18 protein-coding genes and 1 pseudogene are annotated in these 18408 nt (G+C 64.0%); 7 read left to right on the forward strand and 12 right to left on the reverse strand.

Annotated features, from left to right (window positions below):
• The first annotated feature begins 167 nt into the window (after positions 1-167).
• Positions 168-353 carry a hypothetical protein gene (locus tag P6U28_RS22160; protein WP_245509539.1) on the forward strand — a complete coding sequence of 62 codons (186 nt, stop codon included), beginning with the start codon at positions 168-170 and terminating at the stop codon, positions 351-353.
• A 499-nt stretch (positions 354-852) separates the two neighbouring features.
• A complete protein-coding gene (locus P6U28_RS22165; protein ID WP_407119900.1) occupies positions 853-1125 on the forward strand; it encodes a hypothetical protein in 273 nt (90 codons plus the stop codon).
• Positions 1126-1455: 330 nt separating this feature from the next.
• On the opposite strand, the gene P6U28_RS22170 is transcribed toward P6U28_RS22165, so the two are convergent.
• The 9 genes and pseudogenes from P6U28_RS22170 to P6U28_RS22210 form a co-directional block, all read right to left on the reverse strand.
• Entirely contained in the window at positions 1456-2625 is a 1170-nt protein-coding gene (locus tag P6U28_RS22170; protein WP_407119901.1) for a Gfo/Idh/MocA family protein, read from the reverse strand.
• A 43-nt stretch (positions 2626-2668) separates the two neighbouring features.
• Positions 2669-2983: a septal ring lytic transglycosylase RlpA family protein gene (locus P6U28_RS22175; RefSeq protein WP_407119902.1), complete on the reverse strand. Its 315-nt coding sequence runs from the start codon at positions 2981-2983 to the stop codon at positions 2669-2671.
• A gap of 103 nt (positions 2984-3086) precedes the next feature.
• On the reverse strand, positions 3087-3932 hold the full coding sequence (locus tag P6U28_RS22180) for a CmcJ/NvfI family oxidoreductase (protein ID WP_407119903.1): 846 nt from the start codon (positions 3930-3932) through the stop codon (positions 3087-3089).
• Between the two features lie 251 nt (positions 3933-4183).
• Positions 4184-5122 carry an ABC transporter substrate-binding protein gene (locus P6U28_RS22185; RefSeq protein ID WP_122402071.1) on the reverse strand — a complete coding sequence of 313 codons (939 nt, stop codon included), beginning with the start codon at positions 5120-5122 and terminating at the stop codon, positions 4184-4186.
• Positions 5119-6219 (reverse strand): LLM class flavin-dependent oxidoreductase, encoded by a 1101-nt coding sequence (locus P6U28_RS22190; protein ID WP_407119904.1) that lies wholly within the window; start codon positions 6217-6219, stop codon positions 5119-5121. Before P6U28_RS22190 ends, P6U28_RS22185 begins: the two co-directional genes overlap by 4 nt.
• A gap of 22 nt (positions 6220-6241) precedes the next feature.
• Positions 6242-7414, reverse strand: a complete 1173-nt coding sequence (locus P6U28_RS22195; protein WP_407119905.1) for an acyl-CoA dehydrogenase family protein — start codon at positions 7412-7414, stop codon at positions 6242-6244.
• Entirely contained in the window at positions 7408-8205 is a 798-nt protein-coding gene (locus tag P6U28_RS22200) for an ABC transporter ATP-binding protein (RefSeq protein WP_129143970.1), read from the reverse strand. The genes P6U28_RS22195 and P6U28_RS22200 overlap by 7 nt, the downstream gene beginning before the upstream one ends.
• Positions 8199-9214: pseudogene (locus P6U28_RS22205) on the reverse strand (ABC transporter permease). The gene P6U28_RS22200 and the pseudogene P6U28_RS22205 overlap by 7 nt, the downstream one beginning before the upstream one ends.
• Positions 9192-10292: an ABC transporter substrate-binding protein gene (locus P6U28_RS22210; protein ID WP_122402066.1), complete on the reverse strand. Its 1101-nt coding sequence runs from the start codon at positions 10290-10292 to the stop codon at positions 9192-9194. The pseudogene P6U28_RS22205 and the gene P6U28_RS22210 overlap by 23 nt, the downstream one beginning before the upstream one ends.
• A gap of 479 nt (positions 10293-10771) precedes the next feature.
• On the opposite strand from P6U28_RS22210, the gene P6U28_RS22215 reads away from it, so the two are divergent.
• Positions 10772-11752, forward strand: coding sequence for an ABC transporter substrate-binding protein (locus P6U28_RS22215; RefSeq protein WP_129143971.1), 981 nt, complete (start codon positions 10772-10774; stop codon positions 11750-11752).
• Positions 11753-11977: 225 nt separating this feature from the next.
• Here the strand turns inward: P6U28_RS22215 and P6U28_RS22220 are convergent, their stop codons facing one another.
• A complete protein-coding gene (locus P6U28_RS22220) occupies positions 11978-12400 on the reverse strand; it encodes a hypothetical protein (RefSeq protein WP_129143972.1) in 423 nt (140 codons plus the stop codon).
• 334 nt (positions 12401-12734) lie between these two features.
• Between P6U28_RS22220 and glgC the strand changes: the two genes are divergently transcribed.
• Genes glgC through P6U28_RS22235 form a run of 3 tightly spaced genes read left to right on the forward strand, consistent with a single transcriptional unit; the run spans position 12735 to position 15745 of the window.
• Positions 12735-13997, forward strand: a complete 1263-nt coding sequence (gene glgC, locus P6U28_RS22225; RefSeq protein WP_122402065.1) for a glucose-1-phosphate adenylyltransferase — start codon at positions 12735-12737, stop codon at positions 13995-13997.
• Positions 13994-15454 carry a glycogen synthase GlgA gene (gene glgA, locus P6U28_RS22230; protein ID WP_129143973.1) on the forward strand — a complete coding sequence of 487 codons (1461 nt, stop codon included), beginning with the start codon at positions 13994-13996 and terminating at the stop codon, positions 15452-15454. The genes glgC and glgA overlap by 4 nt, the downstream gene beginning before the upstream one ends.
• 30 nt (positions 15455-15484) lie before the next feature.
• Positions 15485-15745 carry a SemiSWEET transporter gene (locus tag P6U28_RS22235; protein WP_129143974.1) on the forward strand — a complete coding sequence of 87 codons (261 nt, stop codon included), beginning with the start codon at positions 15485-15487 and terminating at the stop codon, positions 15743-15745.
• 36 nt (positions 15746-15781) lie between these two features.
• Here P6U28_RS22235 and P6U28_RS22240 read toward each other — a convergent pair whose 3' ends face one another.
• Positions 15782-16579, reverse strand: a complete 798-nt coding sequence (locus P6U28_RS22240; protein WP_407119906.1) for a DODA-type extradiol aromatic ring-opening family dioxygenase — start codon at positions 16577-16579, stop codon at positions 15782-15784.
• Between the two features lie 155 nt (positions 16580-16734).
• Between P6U28_RS22240 and P6U28_RS22245 the strand changes: the two genes are divergently transcribed.
• A complete protein-coding gene (locus tag P6U28_RS22245; RefSeq protein ID WP_024339659.1) occupies positions 16735-16914 on the forward strand; it encodes a hypothetical protein in 180 nt (59 codons plus the stop codon).
• 7 nt (positions 16915-16921) lie between these two features.
• Here the strand turns inward: P6U28_RS22245 and P6U28_RS22250 are convergent, their stop codons facing one another.
• Positions 16922-18391, reverse strand: coding sequence for a carboxylesterase/lipase family protein (locus tag P6U28_RS22250; protein ID WP_407119907.1), 1470 nt, complete (start codon positions 18389-18391; stop codon positions 16922-16924).
• Positions 18392-18408 lie beyond the last annotated feature (17 nt).

Below are 18408 nucleotides of genomic sequence, written 5' to 3' on the forward strand. Positions count from 1 at the left end.
CGGACGAAGTTTTACTGAAACACGAGCCTGCTATAATAGCCTTTAGGTAATTGACCCTGCTCCTTTTTTCGCATGTCGCAAGGCTGGCGCAGTCGGACGGGCACGCATCCAGCGGCGACCCTTATTGGGAATACGCATAATAGTGATAGTCAACGATGGGGGTGACCATGCCCGCCATGTTCGAGCTGCTCTATCGCGAATATTGCCGCGCCCGCCTTACTGAAATGCGGAAACAGCCTCTGCTCACGAGCAAACGTCCTGAGCTCTTTGAAGCGGATTGCGATGCTGCTGATCAGAGTAGCGTTGGCACGGCGGACACACAGCACGAAGTCCGCCACGGCGCACAGAGTTGAAGCGCGCCACGAAACAGGAGGCCTCCCCTCGCCGCAACAGCAATCAAGAAAGATCGTCCCGCAGGAAGCAACATTGAATGCGCCGAATTCCATACTGCGTCGATTGCTTGAGTTTCGTGCCGGACCATTTTTGACTTAATGACTGTCGGAGCTTGGCAGGCGGCCTGGAGCGCGACGGCATCAAGCTCGGTGATCGCATTGCCACCATCGCCTGGAACACTTGGCGCCATTTCGAAGAAAGGTCACGGCGGTAGCGCGCGGCTAATCAATCTGTGCCGCAATGACGTAAGCACCACATACCGCGCTGACGGTGCACCAGCCTTGTGGGAGAGGGTGTATCGCCGCACGGCGGCGAGACGGGTGAGGAGTTCTCTCGGCGAGCAAAGCTCTCGACCTTCGAACGATGCCAAGATGCGAGCTAGTTCACAATGAACCGGGTGACAGAAGCAGTCGCCTTGCTTTGGCAGCAACTACGTTGCCTATATCTGAGAGGTGTATCATGAAGACGGCACTTCTTGTTGCAGCTATTTTGGCTGTTGGTATTGTATCAGCTAATGCTGGTAGTGATCAGCGTCATCGTTCATCACTCCATAACAGACACCATACTGGATCAGCTATGATGGCTGTTGGCGTTCCAACAGGCGGTGGTGTTGACCAACGATCTGCCTCGACACTTTATAAGCAGAATCTGCGCGACTCAGGCTACAATGCTAGAGAGAACTTCGATAAAGATGGTCATATGTGCGTGTCCTGCAATTATCAGGGCAATTGACGAAGCTGGTGTGAGGACTGAAAGCGCGATCACAATGGATCGACCAGCCTGAGAAGAAGAATCGAGGGCGGGCGTCCAGATAGAGACCTCGCACGCTTTCAAATACGAGCTTCGCCGAAAAATAGCCCAAGGGATTCCCAAGTGGATTTCCTCAAGTGGATTTCCTAAAGCGCGATGAGATTTGGATGAATCGTCATCGCGCTTTAGCTTCTTGTTTACGCATGATCTTTCCGGAAAACCGCTTCGCACTTTTCCGGATCATGCTTTAGGCTTTTTTGTTTGCGCGCTCACTGCTCAGCCATGCGCGCGGCCAGCTCAGCGGCTTCATCACTAAAACACCACCCTTCGCCCCTCCTCCGCCGCCCAGTACCCCGCGTAGTTCACCTTGATCGTCTCGTACGCGAGCGCCAGGTTCGACAGCGGCTGTCGTCCGGTCGCGACGCATTCCATGAAGTCCTGGATCTCCTGCAAGTATCCGCGCGTCCATTCCTCCTCGAGGCAGACATATTGCCAGCCGGTCTTGCGGTCGACTTTCTCCGTGATGTAGACGCTGGCGAGCTTTTCCTCGGAGGTCTGATAGCTCATCAGATGCGTGTTCGGGGTGATGTTGGCGAACAGCGAGCCCCCGCTTGTGTAGGTCTCGATCAGGTTGCGCACGCCGCCCATGATCATGTCGCCTGAGAACACGGTGGCCTTGGTGCCGTCGGAGAAGGTGGCGGTGAGCGTGCCCCAGTCCTCGACATCGACGGGATTGGCCTTGATGTAAGAGCGTTCCTCGGGCTTCAGCTCGGCGGTGACGTTGCCGACGTCGCAAGTGACGCTGGCGACGCGGATGGTCTCGCCGCGCGCCTTGGCTTCCACCTGCTTCAGATACAGCACGGCCGAAAGCGGATGGCAGCCCATGCGGATCAGCGAGCCGCCGCCGGTCATCGCCCATTGCGCGGCATGTGCCGCGTGCGAGCCGGAATGGCTCTCCTCGCCTTTCATGAACAGGATCTTGTCCTTGGTCGCCTTGAGGATCTCGGCGATCTTGGTCACCGCAGGCGCGTATATCCAGTCCTCGGCATACATGAAGAGCTTGTCCGTGCGCTCGATCGCAGCACGCGTCCGGTTCATCTCTTCGATCACGCGCTCATACATCAGCGCCTTCGGCACGTGCTTGCCGATCGGCTGCGTGTCGCCCTCGCGGCCGAAATAGCCGGCGAACGGTTTTTCGCAGATGACGTGCTTGCCGGCCTGCATGCTGGCGACGATCATCCCGGCATGGAGGTTGGGTGGCGTGCAGATGTCGATGACGTCGAGCTCGCGGTCCGCGATCAGATCGGCGAAACTCCGGTAAACGCGCGGGATATTGTGATGCTGAGCGAATGCGACAACCTTGTCGCCGCGCGCAGCCACGGCCGCGACCTCGACGTCCACGCCATAGACACGCCGGAACGCATACATGTGCAGCTCCGACACGAAGCCGCAGCCGACGAGTCCCACCCTGATTCTGGCCATGGCGCCCCCTTACTTTGGGCGGCACTATAGCGTGCCTCGAGGTCTAATCCACCGAGACGCGCACCACGCCTGCGCTCATCATGCCGAGCGCGCGGGCGGCGGGCACCGAGAGATCGACGATGCGGCCGCGGATGAAGGGGCCGCGATCGTTGACGCGGCATTGGATCGTGCGCCCGCTGTAGGAGACCCTGAGCACACTGCCGAACGGGCGCGTGCGGTGGGCGCAGGTCAGCTCGCCGCCTTTGCCGGCTTTTGCGTATCCGTAATAGGAGGCAAGGCCGCTTCCGGCTTTTGCAACGGACATCAAGGCAAGAGATAAAGTCACGAGACCAAGCAATAGAGTCGTCTGCGCGTGCACGGCACCGCTCCCGGGTTGGCCTGCCCGGCGCTGCAAACGTCGCTTGTTCCCTCAGGTTCCGGGAACCCTGCCGGGGAATGCCCGGCAGGGCCATCACACTTTGTTACTGCTTGTGGAATACCAGCGTTCGGACCTCGATGCTTTCGCGCGGCGCCGCATCGGCCGGCGTGGTCGGATCGACGAATGCGGTATGCGGCCCGAAGCGGGTGCGACCATCCGTTGCGGAATCGTAGCACTTCAGCAGCAGCGCCTCGTCCGGCGTCATCTCGGGAAAATAGAACCAGCGGTGGTTCGGATTGTACTTCACCGAATAGATCTCGCCGCGGCGGTTGGGATAGATCAGGTCGGAGGCGACGAGATCGTCGGCCGCCACCGTGGTGCCGTCGGCCATGGCAAGCGGTGAATCGCGCAAGGGGCCCCGGATCGGCCGCCAGAGATTGATCACCTGCACGCGTCCCTTCAGCAGCTCCTCGGCCTCGTCAGGCAGATGCTCGCGCACGCGATTGGCGCCGGAGACCGCGGTTTGATCGACATGAACGCGCGTCGCCGGCTGACGCGGCCCGCCGCCCCGGATGTCCGGGGCGCCCTCGACGCGCTTGCGCACGGTGTGGTCGAAGATGAAGACGCGATCGGCCTTCAGGGTCGCACGCAGGAAGGCTTCGACGGCCGGATAGTACACCGTCCTCACCTCCTCGTCGTCGTAGAAATCCTTCACCTGGGTCGGATGGCGCACCAGCGCAAAGCCCTCGCGATCAAGCGAGAAGTTCTGCGCGATCAGCCGCGCGTCGAAGATCGGGACCTGATGCGGCTCCGGCAGCGGCGTGCTCTTCGGCTCGCCCGGCGGCGGATCGAAGGCATAGGTGCGCGGCTTGGCTGATGTCGGCGCGAGATAGTTGAGTTCGACAGTGACGAAGGGAAGCGATTCGATTCTTGTTTCTTGCAGGCCCATGGCCGGTCTCCCGATGTGGTCGTCGAATTGATCTTTGCGGGAGTGCACCGTGCCGCAAGAGGTGCGATGCAAATAGCAACGAGGGTGTTGTCAGCAGTGAGGAGTGAAGAATGAAAACGTCGAGAAATGCGAGTGTTATGGAAACGCCATTCTCGTCTCACAGATGCTTGAGCGGTTCGTGAGGCCTCGTGCCCCGGACGCGGCGCAGGAGCGCTTCACGCTGCAGCGCGTCCGGGACACGAGAGAGTGTACTACAACCCCGCCTTCGCAATCGCGTCCGCAAACGAGCGGTCGACGATCTCGGTTGCATCCAGCTTCTGCTTGATCAGGCCCCAGCGGAAATAGAGCTCGATCGTGCTCTGCTCGTCCGCGACCACGCCATCATCGATCGGCGCGATGCGAATCTTTGCGCGCGACAGCCAGTTCTGCGGCACGGCGGTCGGGATGTTCATCAGCCTGCCCCACGTCGCGGCGTAGCTGTCGATATTGTTCAGCGACCACGCCCGCGCCGCGGTGAGGCGCCGGACGAAATCGGTCAGCTCGGCGCGTTTGTCGCGGATGGCCTCGGGCCGCGCCACCTGGAAGCTGAGACCCGGTGTCAGGCCTTCGGAGGAGATGATGCGGCGCGATTTGAACAGTACCTCCTCCTGGCTGACATAGGGCTCCCAGGTCGACCACGCATCGACTGAGCCTTGCATGTAGGCGATCTTGGCGTCGGACGGCGCCAGGAAGGCGATCTGCACGTCGCTCGCACTCCAGCCGTTCTTCTCGAGCGCGGCGAGGATCAACTGATGGCCGATCGACCCGCGGCCGGTGGCGATCTTCTTGCCACGGAGGTCGGCAAAGGTCTTGATCGGCGAGTTCTCCGGCACGAGGATGGCGAGACCCTCGCGCGTCTGGCGGATCGCGGCGATCGCCTTCACCGGGGCGCCCGACGCGGCGGCGAAGGTGAAGGGCGCATCACCCACGAGCCCGGTCTCGATCGCTCCCGCGCTCAGCGCCTCCAGCAGTGGGGCTGCCGCTGGAAACTCCTTCCACTCGATCTTGTAGGGGACGTCCTTGAGCACGCCGGCCGCTTCCATCACGGCCTGCGAATTGCCCTTCTGATCGCCGACGCGCAGAGTGGTTTGCGCTGCCGCCAGTTCGAACCAACCGAGCAGCAGCGCGCCGGCCAGCATGAGGCGGATCATTCTGCCGCCTCGCCGCGAACGGCCTGTCGCTTGGCGATCAGCTCGCGCGTCAGCGGGATCAGCTCGCGGCCGTATTCGATCGCATCGATCAGCGGATCGAAGCCACGGATCAGGAAATGGCTGATGCCGAGGTCGTAGTAATCGCCGAAGACCTCCGCCACCTGCGCGGGCGTTCCGACCAGCGCGGTGGTGTTGCTGTTGGCACCGGTGAGCTTTGCGATCTCGGTCCAGAGCCGCTTGTCGATCCGGCTGCCCTGGTCGGCGAGCGCGAGCAGACGCCGCGCGCCTGATGTGGCGTGGCCGTCGGCCGGCCTGCGATAACCGGTCTTGTCCTGCAGCGCGGTGGCGCGCGCCAGAATTTCCTCCGCCTTTTCCCAAGCCTGCTTTTCGGTCGGGGCGATGATCGGCCGCACCGACAGGCTGAAGCGCGGCGTCGGCCGCTCGTGCCTCACCGCCGCGTTATGGACGCGCGAAGTGACATCGCGCACCTGCGCATAGGACTCGCCCCACAGTGCAAAGGTGTCGGCGTGCTTGCCGGCGACGTCGATCGCCGCGTCGGAGGCGCCGCCGAAATAGACGCGAATGCCTTCGGGACGATACGGCTTCACCTGCGAGAAGGCGTTCTCGACCTGGTAATACTTGCCCTTGTAGGTGAACGGCTTGTCGCTGGTCCATTCCAGCTTGAGCACATCGAGAAACTCGGAGGTACGGGCATAGCGTTCGTCCTTGTCGTCGATCGTATTGCCGTCCTGCCGGAGCTCGGTGGCATTGCCGCCGGTGATGACGTGGAGCGCAACGCGGCCGCGGGACAACTGGTCAAGCACCGCGAACTGCCGTGCCAGCAATGTCGGCGCGGTGAAGCCGGGCCGCTGGGCGATCAGCACGTTGAGGCGGTCGGTATGGTTGAGCACGTGCTGCGCGACCTGGAGCGCATCCGGCGATGTCGAATGGAACGCCAGCAGCGCACGATCGAAGCCGGCATTCTCATGCGCCTTCGCCACCGTCTCGATGTGGGTGGGATTGAGGACCGGACCTTCGCGGACGATGGTCTCGGACGAATTGTTGTTGCTGATGAAGCCGATGAACTCGATCGACATGATCGTCTCCCTGTTGCTTTTCCTAAAGGCCCAGTGCGGTGCGGCCGAGGCCGATGCGGGTGGAATCGTCCTGCGGCGTGTGGACGCGCCCGCACAGCACGTCGCGATAGTGCCGCTCCAGCGGATGGCTACGGGACAGGCCGTGATTGCCGGTCAGTGACAGCGCGTCCTCGACCACGGCGACGGCATTGTTGGTCACGGTCAGCTTGATCGCGTTGGATTCGCCGGGCGACAGTTGGACCCCATCATCGAAGTCGCGGGCGAACGTCTCAATCAGCCGCGCATTGACCGCGAGCCGCGCCTCGATGGCGCCGAGGATCTCCTGCGCGCGGGCCAAGGTCGCGAGCGGCGCGCCGAGGCTGGCGGGCACGCGCTGTTTCAGAAAGGAGATCAGCCAGTCGCGCGCCGCGCGGGCAACGCCGTCATAGATCGCGGCGACGAAAACGGTGTGGATGGTCGCCTGTGTGGCGTCGGGCGCACGCCAGTCCGCCGGCTTGCGCAGGTCGACTTCGGCATCCAGCGGGATCACGACGTCTTCGAAGATGACATCGTGGCTGCCGCTGGCGCGCAGGCCATGATGGTCCCAGGTCTCGACGATGCGGGTGCCCGGCAGGCCTGCCGGCACCAGGAACTGGCCGACGCGCGGCTCGGCCTCGTCGGTCCGCGCCCAGACCAGGTACCATTTCAGGATCGGCGAGCCGGTCGAATAGATCTTGTGGCCGGAGAGGCGCCAGCCGGTTTCGGTGCGGCGCGCGATCGTCGCCGGCAGGCCGCCGCGCGCCGGCGAGCCGAGCTCGGGCTCGACGCGCAGCGCGTTGACGAGCGCAAGACCTTCGACGCTCTCGCGCGCGAGCTTGCGCGACAGCCGCGCCGGCCAGGTCTGGCTGCGCGCCATGACGAGATGATTGATGTAGTGCATCGACAGCACCAGCGCGGTCGACGGATCCGCCTTGCCGAAGATGCCGATGACGCGCGCGGCGTACCGCGCGCCCGCTCCGCCGCCGCCATGGGCCGACGGCACCGTCAGCGACAACAGGCCCGCCTCGAACAGTTCACGGAAATTCTCGAACGGAAAGCTGCCGGTGCGGTCGTGCTCGGCCGCACGCGCCGCAAAGCCGGCCGCAAGCGTCTCGGCACGGGCGATGTAGTCGGATTCGCTGTGGGCCGTACGACCCTTGGCTATGGAGGTTACCATGTGGCGTCGAGCCCCAACAGGCCAAGGATCTGACGACGCAGGTCAGCCAGATACGGATCTCCACGATGGCGCGGATACGGACGATCGACGCGGATGTCGGCCTTCACGTGCGCCGGCCGCTCGCTGAAGACGATCACCCGGTTGGCGAGCACCAGCGCCTCCTCGGCATCATGCGTCACCAGCAGCGTGGTAAACGCCTTGCGCTGCCAGAGCGAGACCAGCTCGGCCTGCATGGTGATGCGAGTCAGCGAGTCGAGTTTACCCAACGGCTCGTCGAGGATCAGGATCTTGGGATCGTTGACCAGCGCCCGCGCCAGCGCGACGCGCTGCGCCATGCCGCCGGAGAGCTGGTGCGGATAGGCATTGCGGAACGACGAGAGCCCGACGAGATCGAGCGCGTCGTCCACGCGCTGCCGCTGGCTCTTGAGAATGCCCTGGGCCTCGAGGCCCAGGGCGACGTTGTCCCAGACCGACCGCCAGGGAAAAAGGGTCGGATCCTGGAACACGACCACGCGCGAAGGATGCGGATGTTTGATGCGCTCCTCGTCCTCCCGCAGCCTTCCTGCCTTGGGCTTGTCGAGGCCGGCAACGAGCCGCAGCAAGGTCGACTTGCCGCAGCCGGACGGACCGAGCAGCGCGACGAACTCGCCGGGCTCGACCGAGATGCTGACGTCGCTCAGCACCGGCAGCTCGATGCCGTCGATATCGAAGGCGTGGCTGACCTGCTCGATGTCGAGCGCAGCGCCGGCGGCCGGATGCGTCACGGCTTCGGCAAGAGCGGTGGCTACCATTTGACGGTCCCCTTCTGCCAGACCAAGAGGCGATCGCGGATCGAAAACAGCAGCGTGATTGCGCCGGAGCAGAGCAAGGACATCACGATCAGCGCCGCATACATGTTGGCGTAGGCAGCCCAGCCCTGTGCCCATTGCAGGTACCAACCGAGCCCCGCCTTGACGCCGATCATTTCGGCGACGACGAGCACGGCGAATGACGAGCCTAGTCCCATGAACAGGCCGACGAAGACGTGCGGCAGCGCCGCGCGACCTTCAGCACCAGGAAGGATGGCTTGGCGCCCAGCGTGCGCGCGACGTCGTAATAGGCGTTGCTGACGCTCGCGACGCCCGACCAGGTCAGCACGGTCACCGGAAAGCCCGTCGCCAGCGCGATCAGGAAGGTCGAAGCGCTCCAGCTCGACGGGAACGTGAAGAAGGCAATCGGCAGCCAGGCGGTCGCCGGCAGCGGACCGATGAAGCGCAGCACCGGATGCACCCAATAGCCGACCGCGCGCGACCAGCCGATCGACACGCCAGTCAAAAAGCCGACCGTGGCGCCGATCAGATAACCGCCGAGCTGGAGCTTGACCGACGCGAACACGCTGTCGAGCAGCTTCGGCAGATCGTCGGTGTAGACCTCGATGATCGCCTGCGGCGGCGGAAAGAACGGCAGCGGCAGCCACGCGAGCTTTGCGGTCGCGACTTCCCACAGCGTCAGGAAAGCACCGAGGGCGACGAGCCATGGCGCCCGCTTGCGCAAAGCCTTTCCGGCGGAGCCGAGATAATCAGCGCCGACGGTTCCGAACAGCGCCACGGCCGCGATGACGAAGGCGGCGATGCCGAGCGAGTGCGTACGTGACCAGTCGCCGACATCTTCCCACCACAGGCAGGACAGGCCGAACGCGCTCCAGGTGATGCTGGCGAGAACGCCGACGCCGGACTCCCGGATCCAGGTCGCGAGCAGCGGCGCGCGCGAGGTGCGCGGCGCGCCGGAGGCAAGACCGTCAGACAGCGAATACGTCGACATAGATGCGCTCCGCGAATTTGGCGGTGTCGGTGCTCGGCTTGAACACCTGCACGCTCTTGAGATCGTCGGCATAGGCCTTGAGCTCGCGCTTGAGCACGTCGCCGACGGGATGATGGTGATGGGTGTGGTAGCGCACCATGCCCTCGATGTCGGCGAGCGTCGCCGCCTTTGGCGCATAAGGCTGGAACGATTTTGCCGCGAGTGCCGCATTCTGCGAGCTGAACATCGCGGCATCGAGCAACGCCTGCGTGATGGCACGCGCGACCTGCGGCTCCTCGCGCACCAGGCTGCCGCGCAGGCCAAGGATGCAGCAGCTCTTCTCGCGGTATTCGCCATCGAGATTGGACGCGACTTCCTTGTACTGGGTGTCCTTGAGCCAGAGATAGGCGAGCGGGTCGGAGGACAGGAACGCCTGCACCTCGCCCTTCTCCACGGCGACGTTGAGCAGATTGCCGGGATAGGCGCGCCAGTCGACGTCCTTGACCGGATCGATGCCGAGCTTGGCGAGCTGGATCGAGAAGAAGTTCTTGTCAGGACCGGCGAGATCGCCGACTGCGACGATCTTGCCCTTGAGATCGGCAAGCTTGCTGACCCCGGAGTCGGCGCGCGACAGCACGCGCATGCAGCCGCCATGGGTGCCGGCAGCGATCTTGACGTCAAAACCCTGCTCCAGCGGCTTCAGCCAGCGCAGCGCCATGCCGAGGCCGGCATCGCTCTTGCCCGTCGCGATCGCCTCGAGCAACTGGTCGGTCGAGCCGGAATAATTGACGAGCTCAACGTCGAGATTGTGCTTCTGGAAAAAGCCGTGCTCGATGGCAACGGGCACCGGCGCGAGGCACACTGCTCCCGCGTTCCACGATAGTTTCAGCTTGCGCGGCGCGCCGGCGAGAGCGGGCACATCAGAAGCCGTGCGGCATAGCGGAAACTCCGAGAAATCGACGCCGGGCGCGATGGCGCGCGGCGCAAAAGCCTGTGCACCCAGCGCACCGAGTGGCGCCGCGAAGGCGGCGGCAAGCCCTGCCCGAAGCAGATGGCGCCGGTCGAGAGTCGATCCGCTGCGCTTGTTGTCGTTGTTCATCGGCCCCTGGCTCCTGCGCTGGCACGGCTCCGCCGCTTGCGCAACGGTTCGCGTTGCGCATGTTCCGTGCGGAGCTGCGTTGAGAGAAAGTTTTCCCGCCGGCGCTTTTTGCGCCGCGTTGATGCGATGCGCAAATCATGCGGCGCGGCCGCCACATCGTCAATGAAATGGAATTTCGAATGTGACGCGAAGCGAAGTCATTCTCTCCATCGGCGCGTGCGGGAACGATGAAAGGATTTTCGCTGCCGCATCGTCATGCAAAGCGCACCGCGATTCCCTCGCTTTGCTTCATCCGTACGCATCTTTCCGCTGCGCAAGTCGCGCGTTCTCGAAAGCCTCGCTTCGTTGAAACGTCCTTGCCGATCGCGCATGCAATACGGTTGGCCATTTCATTGACTGCGTATCGCGCGCTCATAGACTTGATCGTCTCGCTGCATCGTCCGCTCACGCCTCGTGAGCGACGCAACAAGACGGATCCAATGAGCATCAACGCCCACGACCATTCCATCACCCGCCGGCTCGCGGCCTCGCTGCTGGCCGCCGCCATCACATTGTCGACCGCTGCCGCATCGCTCGCGGCCGACACCGTCGTCCTGCGCGTCGGCGACCAGAAAGGCGGCAACCGCTCACTCCTGGAGATCTCCGGCTATGCGAAGGACCTGCCCTACAGGATCGAGTGGTCGGAATTTCCCGCGGCGGCGCCGATCCTCGAAGCGCTCAATGCCGGCGCGCTCGACGTCGGCTACACCGGCGACCTATCCTTCCTCTCGGTCTATGCGACGGGCGCGCCGATCAAGGCGATCGGCGGCACGCGATCGGACGCGAGGACGCAGGCCATCCTGGTGCGTCAGGATTCACAGATCAAATCGGCTGCAGACCTCAAGGGCAAACGGCTCGCCGGCACGCGCGGCGGCTGGGGCCAGTTCCTGATCGACGCCACGCTGGAGAAGACAGGGATCAAGCTGGAGGACGCGACCTTCGCGCCGCTCGGCCCGGTCGATGCCAAGATCGCCCTGCTAGCGGGCTCGGTCGACGCTTGGGCTGTGTGGGAGCCCTACGTCTCGTTCGCGACGCTGAAGGACAAGGCCCGCGTGATCGCCCACGGCGAAGGCCTGACACCGACCATCACCTTCATCGTCGCCTCCGACAGTGCCATCGCCACCAAGCGCGCGGCGGTGCAGGACCTGGTGCACCGGCTGAACAAGGCGCGACTGTGGTCGCTGGATCACCTCGGTGAATACGCGAAGAACACGGCCGAGCTGACCAAGCTGCCGGAAGACGTGTTGCTGTCGGCCTACACGGCACAGCGCACCAGCCCGATCGTGATCGACGAGAACGTGGTGAAGGAAATCCAGGCCGCCTCGGATCGCTCGACACGCTACGGCATCCTGCCGAAGAAGCTCGACGTGAGCCAAGCCGTCGACCGCAGCTTCACGGCTGCAGCCGCGGGATCGAACTAGGCGGAGGCGGCGGGATGCGCGCGCTTCGCCTCAAGCCCGGCCGACTGCATCTCGCCGCGATCGTGCTCATGCATTTTGCATGCATGAGCCTGATCGTATGGCTTTCGTTCTAAAGCGCGATGAAATGAGGCGTGATCGCGACACCAACGAAGCCGGGCTCCCTCTCCCGCTTGCGGGAGAGGTGAAGGATCCGCGGCCATCCATTCCGCTTTAGCCGCGCAGTGCTCACCAATATCTGTAGTAGCGACGGTGATAGACGCGGTACGGCCGGTAATAGCCATAGCTGTAATACGGACGATAGGGTCGATAATATCGCGGATAATAGGTCGGCCCGTAGCCATAACCGTAGTAGGCCGGGGCATAGCCGTAACCGTAGCCCGGATATCCATAGCCGTAATATGGACCGCCATAGTAGCCGTAAGGGCCGCCGGCCGCGATGGCGCTGCCAATGATCGCGCCGGCCGCGAGACCACCAAGACCCCAGCCCCATCCGCCGCCACGCCAATGCACCTGCGCGACGTCGTCGCCGGCTGCAGCCTTCATCGTCGCGACGTTGGTCGGCATCGGGGCCGCCGTGGCCTGGGCGGTTTGGCCCAGCACGACTACGCCGGCCAGCGAACAGGCAATTGCCGTCTTCCAGATCCTCATCGTCTTGCTCCCTGTCTGACCTTTCGCTTGGAAAAGGATCGCAGCGCCATGATCGGTCATCCTTGCGCCAAGTCAAAGCGTGGAATTTGCGTGCACCGCACAAGACGCACACTTCCGTTCGATTTACCCGTGCCCGGCGAGGATCGACGACTTCGCCGCCTGTGACACCCGTATGAAGGCGCCTGAGGCCCGATCACCCGGTAAAGCATTAAGCTTCCCGTGCATTCGCAACCAACAACCACCTTCACGATTTACTATTCGTGCCGTTACTATCGGTTCCATGTGCGCGGCCGGGAGGCTTTTTAGCGAGCGCCAGAGCTGTGGGGAGGATGACATGAGTGCCGCGAGACCCGAGCCGCTTGCCCGCCAAGCTCTGGCGTTCGTCCTGGCCGGAGGACGCGGCAGCCGGCTGCTGGAGCTGACCGACCGGCGTGCCAAGCCGGCGGTCTATTTCGGCGGCAAATCCCGCATCATCGATTTCGCGCTGTCGAATGCGGTGAACTCGGGCATCCGCCGTATCGCGGTCGCAACCCAATACAAGGCGCACAGCCTGATCCGGCACCTGCAGATGGGCTGGAACTTCTTCCGCCCCGAACGCAATGAGAGTTTTGACATCCTGCCCGCCAGCCAGCGCGTCTCCGAGACCATGTGGTATGTCGGCACGGCGGACGCGGTGTACCAGAACATCGACATCATCGAATCCCACGCCTGCCGCTTCATCGTGGTGCTGGCCGGCGACCACATCTATAAAATGGACTACGAGGTGATGCTGCGCCAGCACGTCGAGAGCGGCGCCGACGTCACCGTCGGCTGCCTCGAGATGCCGCGGACGGAATCCTCAGGCTTCGGCATCATGCACATCGACGAGAACGGCTGGATCCAGTCGTTCCTGGAGAAGCCGAAAGATCCGCCGCCGATGCCCGGCAAGCCGGACGTCTCGCTCGCCAGCATGGGCATCTACGTCTTCGACGCGAAATTCCTGTTCGACCAGCTCAAGCGCGACGCCGAGGACCCGAACTCCAATCACGATTTCGGCAAGGACATCATCCCCTACATCGTCAAGAACGGCCGCGCGATGGCGCACCAGTACTCGACCTCCTGCGTCCGCTCGGGGAGCGATCTCCGCGCCTATTGGCGCGACGTCGGCACCGTCGACGCCTACTGGGCCGCCAATGTCGATCTCACCGACGTCGTGCCGGAGCTCGACCTGTTCGACCGCGCCTGGCCGATCTGGTCCTATGCCGAAATCACGCCGCCGGCGAAATTCGTTCACGACGAGGAGAGCCGGCGCGGTCAGGCGGTGAGCTCGCTGGTCTCCGGCGGCTGCATCATCTCCGGCGCCTCGCTACGACGATCGTTGCTGTTCACCGGCGTGCGCGTCAACTCCTACGCCAATGTCGAGAATGCCGTGATCATGCCTTACGTGAATGTCGGTCGCGGTGCTCGCTTGAGGAACGTCGTGATCGACCGCGGCGTCGAGATCCCGGAGGGACTCGTCGTCGGCGAGGATCCCGAGTTCGACGGAAAGCGCTTCCGCACCACCGAGCAGGGCATCTCGCTGATCACCCAGCCGATGATCGACAGGCTCAATACATGATGCCTGTTCGCGTCCTCGCGGTCGCCTCTGAAGTCTATCCCCTCGTCAAGACCGGTGGCCTTGCGGATGTCGCCGGTGCGCTGCCGGCTGCGCTGAAGACGCATGGCGTCGAGATGCGCACCTTGATGCCCGGCTATCCCGACGTGATGCGCCTTGTGTCAGGCGCAGATGAACTCCGGCGCTGGCCGGATTATTTCGGCGGCCCCGGGCGGCTGCTGGCGGGCTCCCATGACGGGCTCGATCTGTTCGTGCTCGACGTGCCGCATCTCTACGCGCGGCCGGGCAACCCCTATGTCACTGCCGAGGGCATCGACTGGCCGGACAACGGCGTGCGCTTTGCCGCGCTGTCGCGCGTGGCCGCGGATATCGGGCACGGCCTCGTGCCGGCCTTCGTGCCCGACATCGTGCACGCCCACGACTGGCAGGCGGGGCTCGCGCCGGCCTATCTTCACTACGACAATCGTCCGCGGCCCGGCACCGTGATGACCATTCACAACATGGCCTATCAGGGCAAGTTCGCTCCCGAGTTGATCGGATCAATCGGCCTGCCTTGGGACTCGTTCAACGTTCAGGCGCTGGAATATTTCGGCGGCATCAGCTTTTTGAAGGCCGGCCTGCGATTCGCCGATCGTATCACCACGGTGTCGCCGACCTACGCGAACGAGATCCAGAGCGACGAGGGCGGCATGGGGCTCGGCGGTCTGCTTCGAGAACGTTCGGGCGTGCTGAGCGGCATTCTCAATGGCATCGACATATCGGTATGGAATCCGCAGGAGGATCCGCACATCGCCTACCGCTTCGGCGCCGAGGACCTGACGTTCCGGGCGGCGAACAAGGCGGTGCTGCAGCAGCAGTTCAACCTCGATTCCTCGGACGAGGCGCCATTGCTGGGCGTCATCAGCCGGCTGTCGTGGCAGAAGGGGCTCGATCTCCTGCTCGAGGCCATTCCGACCATCCTGCGCGAAGGCATGCAGCTCGCACTGCTCGGCAGCGGCGATCGCGATCTGCAGGACGGCTACCAGGCTGTGGCCCGCGCCAATCCCGGCCGGGTCGGCGTCGTGATCGGCTATGACGAGATTCTGGCGCATCTGATCCAGGCGGGCTCGGACGCGCTGATCGTGCCTTCGCGGTTCGAGCCGTGCGGCCTGACCCAGCTCTGCGCACTGCGCTATGGCGCCGTGCCGATCGTCTCGCGCGTCGGCGGCCTCGAAGACACCATCGTCGACATCGGCGAGGCCGACACATCCGGCCGCGATGCCACGGGATTCAAGTTCGGCCCCGTGACGGCGGATGCCCTCGCCGGCACGCTGCGCAAGGCCAACACCGTCTTCCATGACAAGCTGACCTGGCGCCGGCTGCAACGCAGCGGCCTTGCGACCGACGTCTCCTGGCGCAATCGCGCCGGCGATTATGCCGCGCTCTATCGCGGGCTGATGGAAGCGCGCCTGAAGGCATGACCATCATCGAATCCATGCTATAGAACCGGCATGGAACCCCTCGTGATCAAGCTCATCGGCTTTGCCGCCGCCACCTGCACCACCGCGGCCTACGCGCCGCAGGCCATCAAGGTGTGGAAGACCCGCTCGACCGGCGACATCTCGCTCGGCATGTTCCTGGTCATGGTGCTGGGCCTGGCGCTCTGGCTGCTCTACGGCCTGCTCTCCGGCGATGCGCCGCTGGTCGCCGCCAACGCCATCACCATGCTGCTCGCCGGCGGCATCCTGGTGATGAAGCTAAGATATGGATGAGGACTGATACCCTGGCCCTTGTGGGAGAAGGAAGAGTCACCCGCCAAACACATACGATGCCATCGCCACATCGGCGACCTCGTCGACGAAGACGCGGCGTCCGACGTCGCTGCCCGCAGCACCTGCCGCCACCATCAGCGGCAGCAGATGGTCCTCCCGCGGATGCGCCAGACGTGCGCTGGGAGCGTTCTCCCAGTCGACCAGCATCGCGTTGCGGCGCGCGGCGTCCGGGTTGCTGATCGCCTCGTTCAGATAGGCCTCGAAACCATACGAGACCGGCCTGGACTCCGGCCGGTTGAAGCCGCGCATGTTGTGATAGGTCAGCCCGCTGCCGATGATCAGAATGCCTTGGTCGCGCAAGGGCGCGATCGCCTTCCCCACCTCGACGTGCTCGGCCGCGTCATAGCTCGACTTCAGCGACAGCAGCACGATCGGCATGTCGGCGTTCGGATACATCAGGCCGAGCGGCACGAACGTGCCGTGATCGAACCCCTGATTGGGATCTTCGCGGCAATCGAAGCCCGCGTGCCTGAGCAGCGCCTTCACTTGCGCGGCGAGCTCGGGCTTGCCCGGCGCAGGATATTTGAGGTGGTAGGTATGCTCGGGGAAACCGTAATAGTCGTAGACCATCGGCGGATGCGGCGATGTGGACACGGTGAAGGCATCGGCCTCCCAATGTCCGGTGATGACGAGCACGGCCTTCGGCTTCTCCGGGAGAAGCTGCGGCAGACGGCCGAACGCCTCGGCGGTCCTGGCATATTGCACCCGCCGGTCCTCCATGAAGGGCCAGGGGCCGCCGCCATGCGACAGGAAGAGGGTCGGAAATCGCGTCATGGGGCTCGTCTCGTTGACAACAGGCGCGTGCGAGCTGTCCGCACGATCTGCGGTGAGCATAGGCAAAGCAGCATGGTTAGCAAGTCGTTAACGATTTGCCGCCCAGAATCCCGACATGGCCGAAGCAGTCGGCCTGAAGACAAGTGAGACGTGAGATGAGGAAGTTTGCGCTGGGGGACGTCGTCAACAGTGACAAGGGCCGCCGCGGTGTCGTGCGGGCCGCCTTCAAGTCCAGGGACGGCCAGCAGTTCTATGCCGTCGAGAAGGACGGCGCGATCGATTATCTGGAGGAAGACCGGCTGAGCCCGGCGCCCCGCGTCGAGCTGGCGGCTTAGATCCAGCTCATTTCCTGCCATCACCTGCGAGCCGATCGAGACGCTCCGCGAACGGATCGTCTCCGCTCGCGATGCCATCGTTCGTGATCAGCAGCAGGCGATCGCCGCTCGCGCCGTCCCAGCGCGGCAGGTCGGGACCATTGGGATCGCCGCTCCTGGCGAAATTGATCCAGTAGGCGCGGATGCGGCTTGCGACCGCGCGATCGCGTCGCGACAAGATGCCTGCACCGGGCACGCCTTCCGCACCGAAGATGAACTGCAACTCCCGTCCGTGGCCGACTTCCGGATTCGCGCGCCGCGCCTCCGGCACATAGGCGAAACGGTAGCGAAAGGTCGGCGCGCCGCTTGCCGCGTGCAGCCGGGCCAGCAGTCGCACCGGCTCCGAGAAGACCTTGTCGGTGTAGAACCTCGCCGCGAGATCCGAGGGCCTGACGAGATCGGGATAGAGCCGGCGCAGTTCACTGCTGGCAATGCCGGACGATGCAAGCTCCTCCTTGATATCGGACTCATGGTCAAAACCCGCCTCGTCTTCATTCGAGCCGATGATCAGAGCAATGCGGCTTTGATGTCCGGCCGCAAAGCCTGTGGCAAGGTCCTCGGTCACCAGACGTCCATCCATCATCGGCGCGAAGCTGCGCGGCGCTTTCCCCAGCAGATGCTTTTCGGCGGCAAGCAGGCGCCGCGGCTCGGTTGCGCGCAAATCTGTCTTCGGCCCGAGCGCGGCCACGAACTGCCGGCCCACGGCCTCCGCCTCTTGCACTGAGCGCAGGCGCGCGCGGCCGGGCAGCGATTGCAGGATGGCCTTCTGGAAGAGATCGCGCGCTTGCGCAGACAGCATCAGCAGCGCGATCGACGTCGCGCCTGCATCGCTGCCAAACAAGGTGACGTTATCAGGATCGCCGCCGAAGGCCGCGATATTGTCGCGCACCCAACGCAGCGCGGCGATCTGGTCCATCAGACCGTAATTTCCGGAGCCGTCATCCGACAGCGCGGAGTGCGTGAGCCAGCCGAGTGCGCCGAGCCGATAATTCACGGTGACCACGATGAGGCCCGCCTGCGCCAGCCTGGCGCCGTCGAACAGCGGATCGTTCGCGGTGCCCGTGACGAAGCCGCCGCCATGCACGAACACCATCACCGGCAAAGGGCCGTCGACCCCGAAAGGACGGAACACGTTCAGCGTCAGGCAATCCTCGCTCGCCTCAGGCAGCGACGGTTGTAGGCACGGCGCGCCGTAGTCGTAGGCGGTGCGCATCTCCGAACTTTCGGTCGTCGGCTGCGGCGCTTGCCAGCGCAGCGCGCCGACCGGCGGCGCCGCGTAAGCCAGTCCCTTGAACGACGCCACCTCGCCTTCCACGGCCCCGAGCATCTGCCCCTCACGCGTCAACGCGAATGGAAATTGTCCGACCGGCTGAGCCGCGGCCGACCGTGCGCAACACAGGACTGCGGAAGCCGCAACAAGTGCAAGCAAGGACCGCATCTTCGCAAGATCTCGAT

Origin of the sequence: Bradyrhizobium sp. STM 3561, from assembly GCF_045571455.1 — a bacterium.
Classification (GTDB): domain Bacteria; phylum Pseudomonadota; class Alphaproteobacteria; order Rhizobiales; family Xanthobacteraceae; genus Bradyrhizobium; species Bradyrhizobium vignae.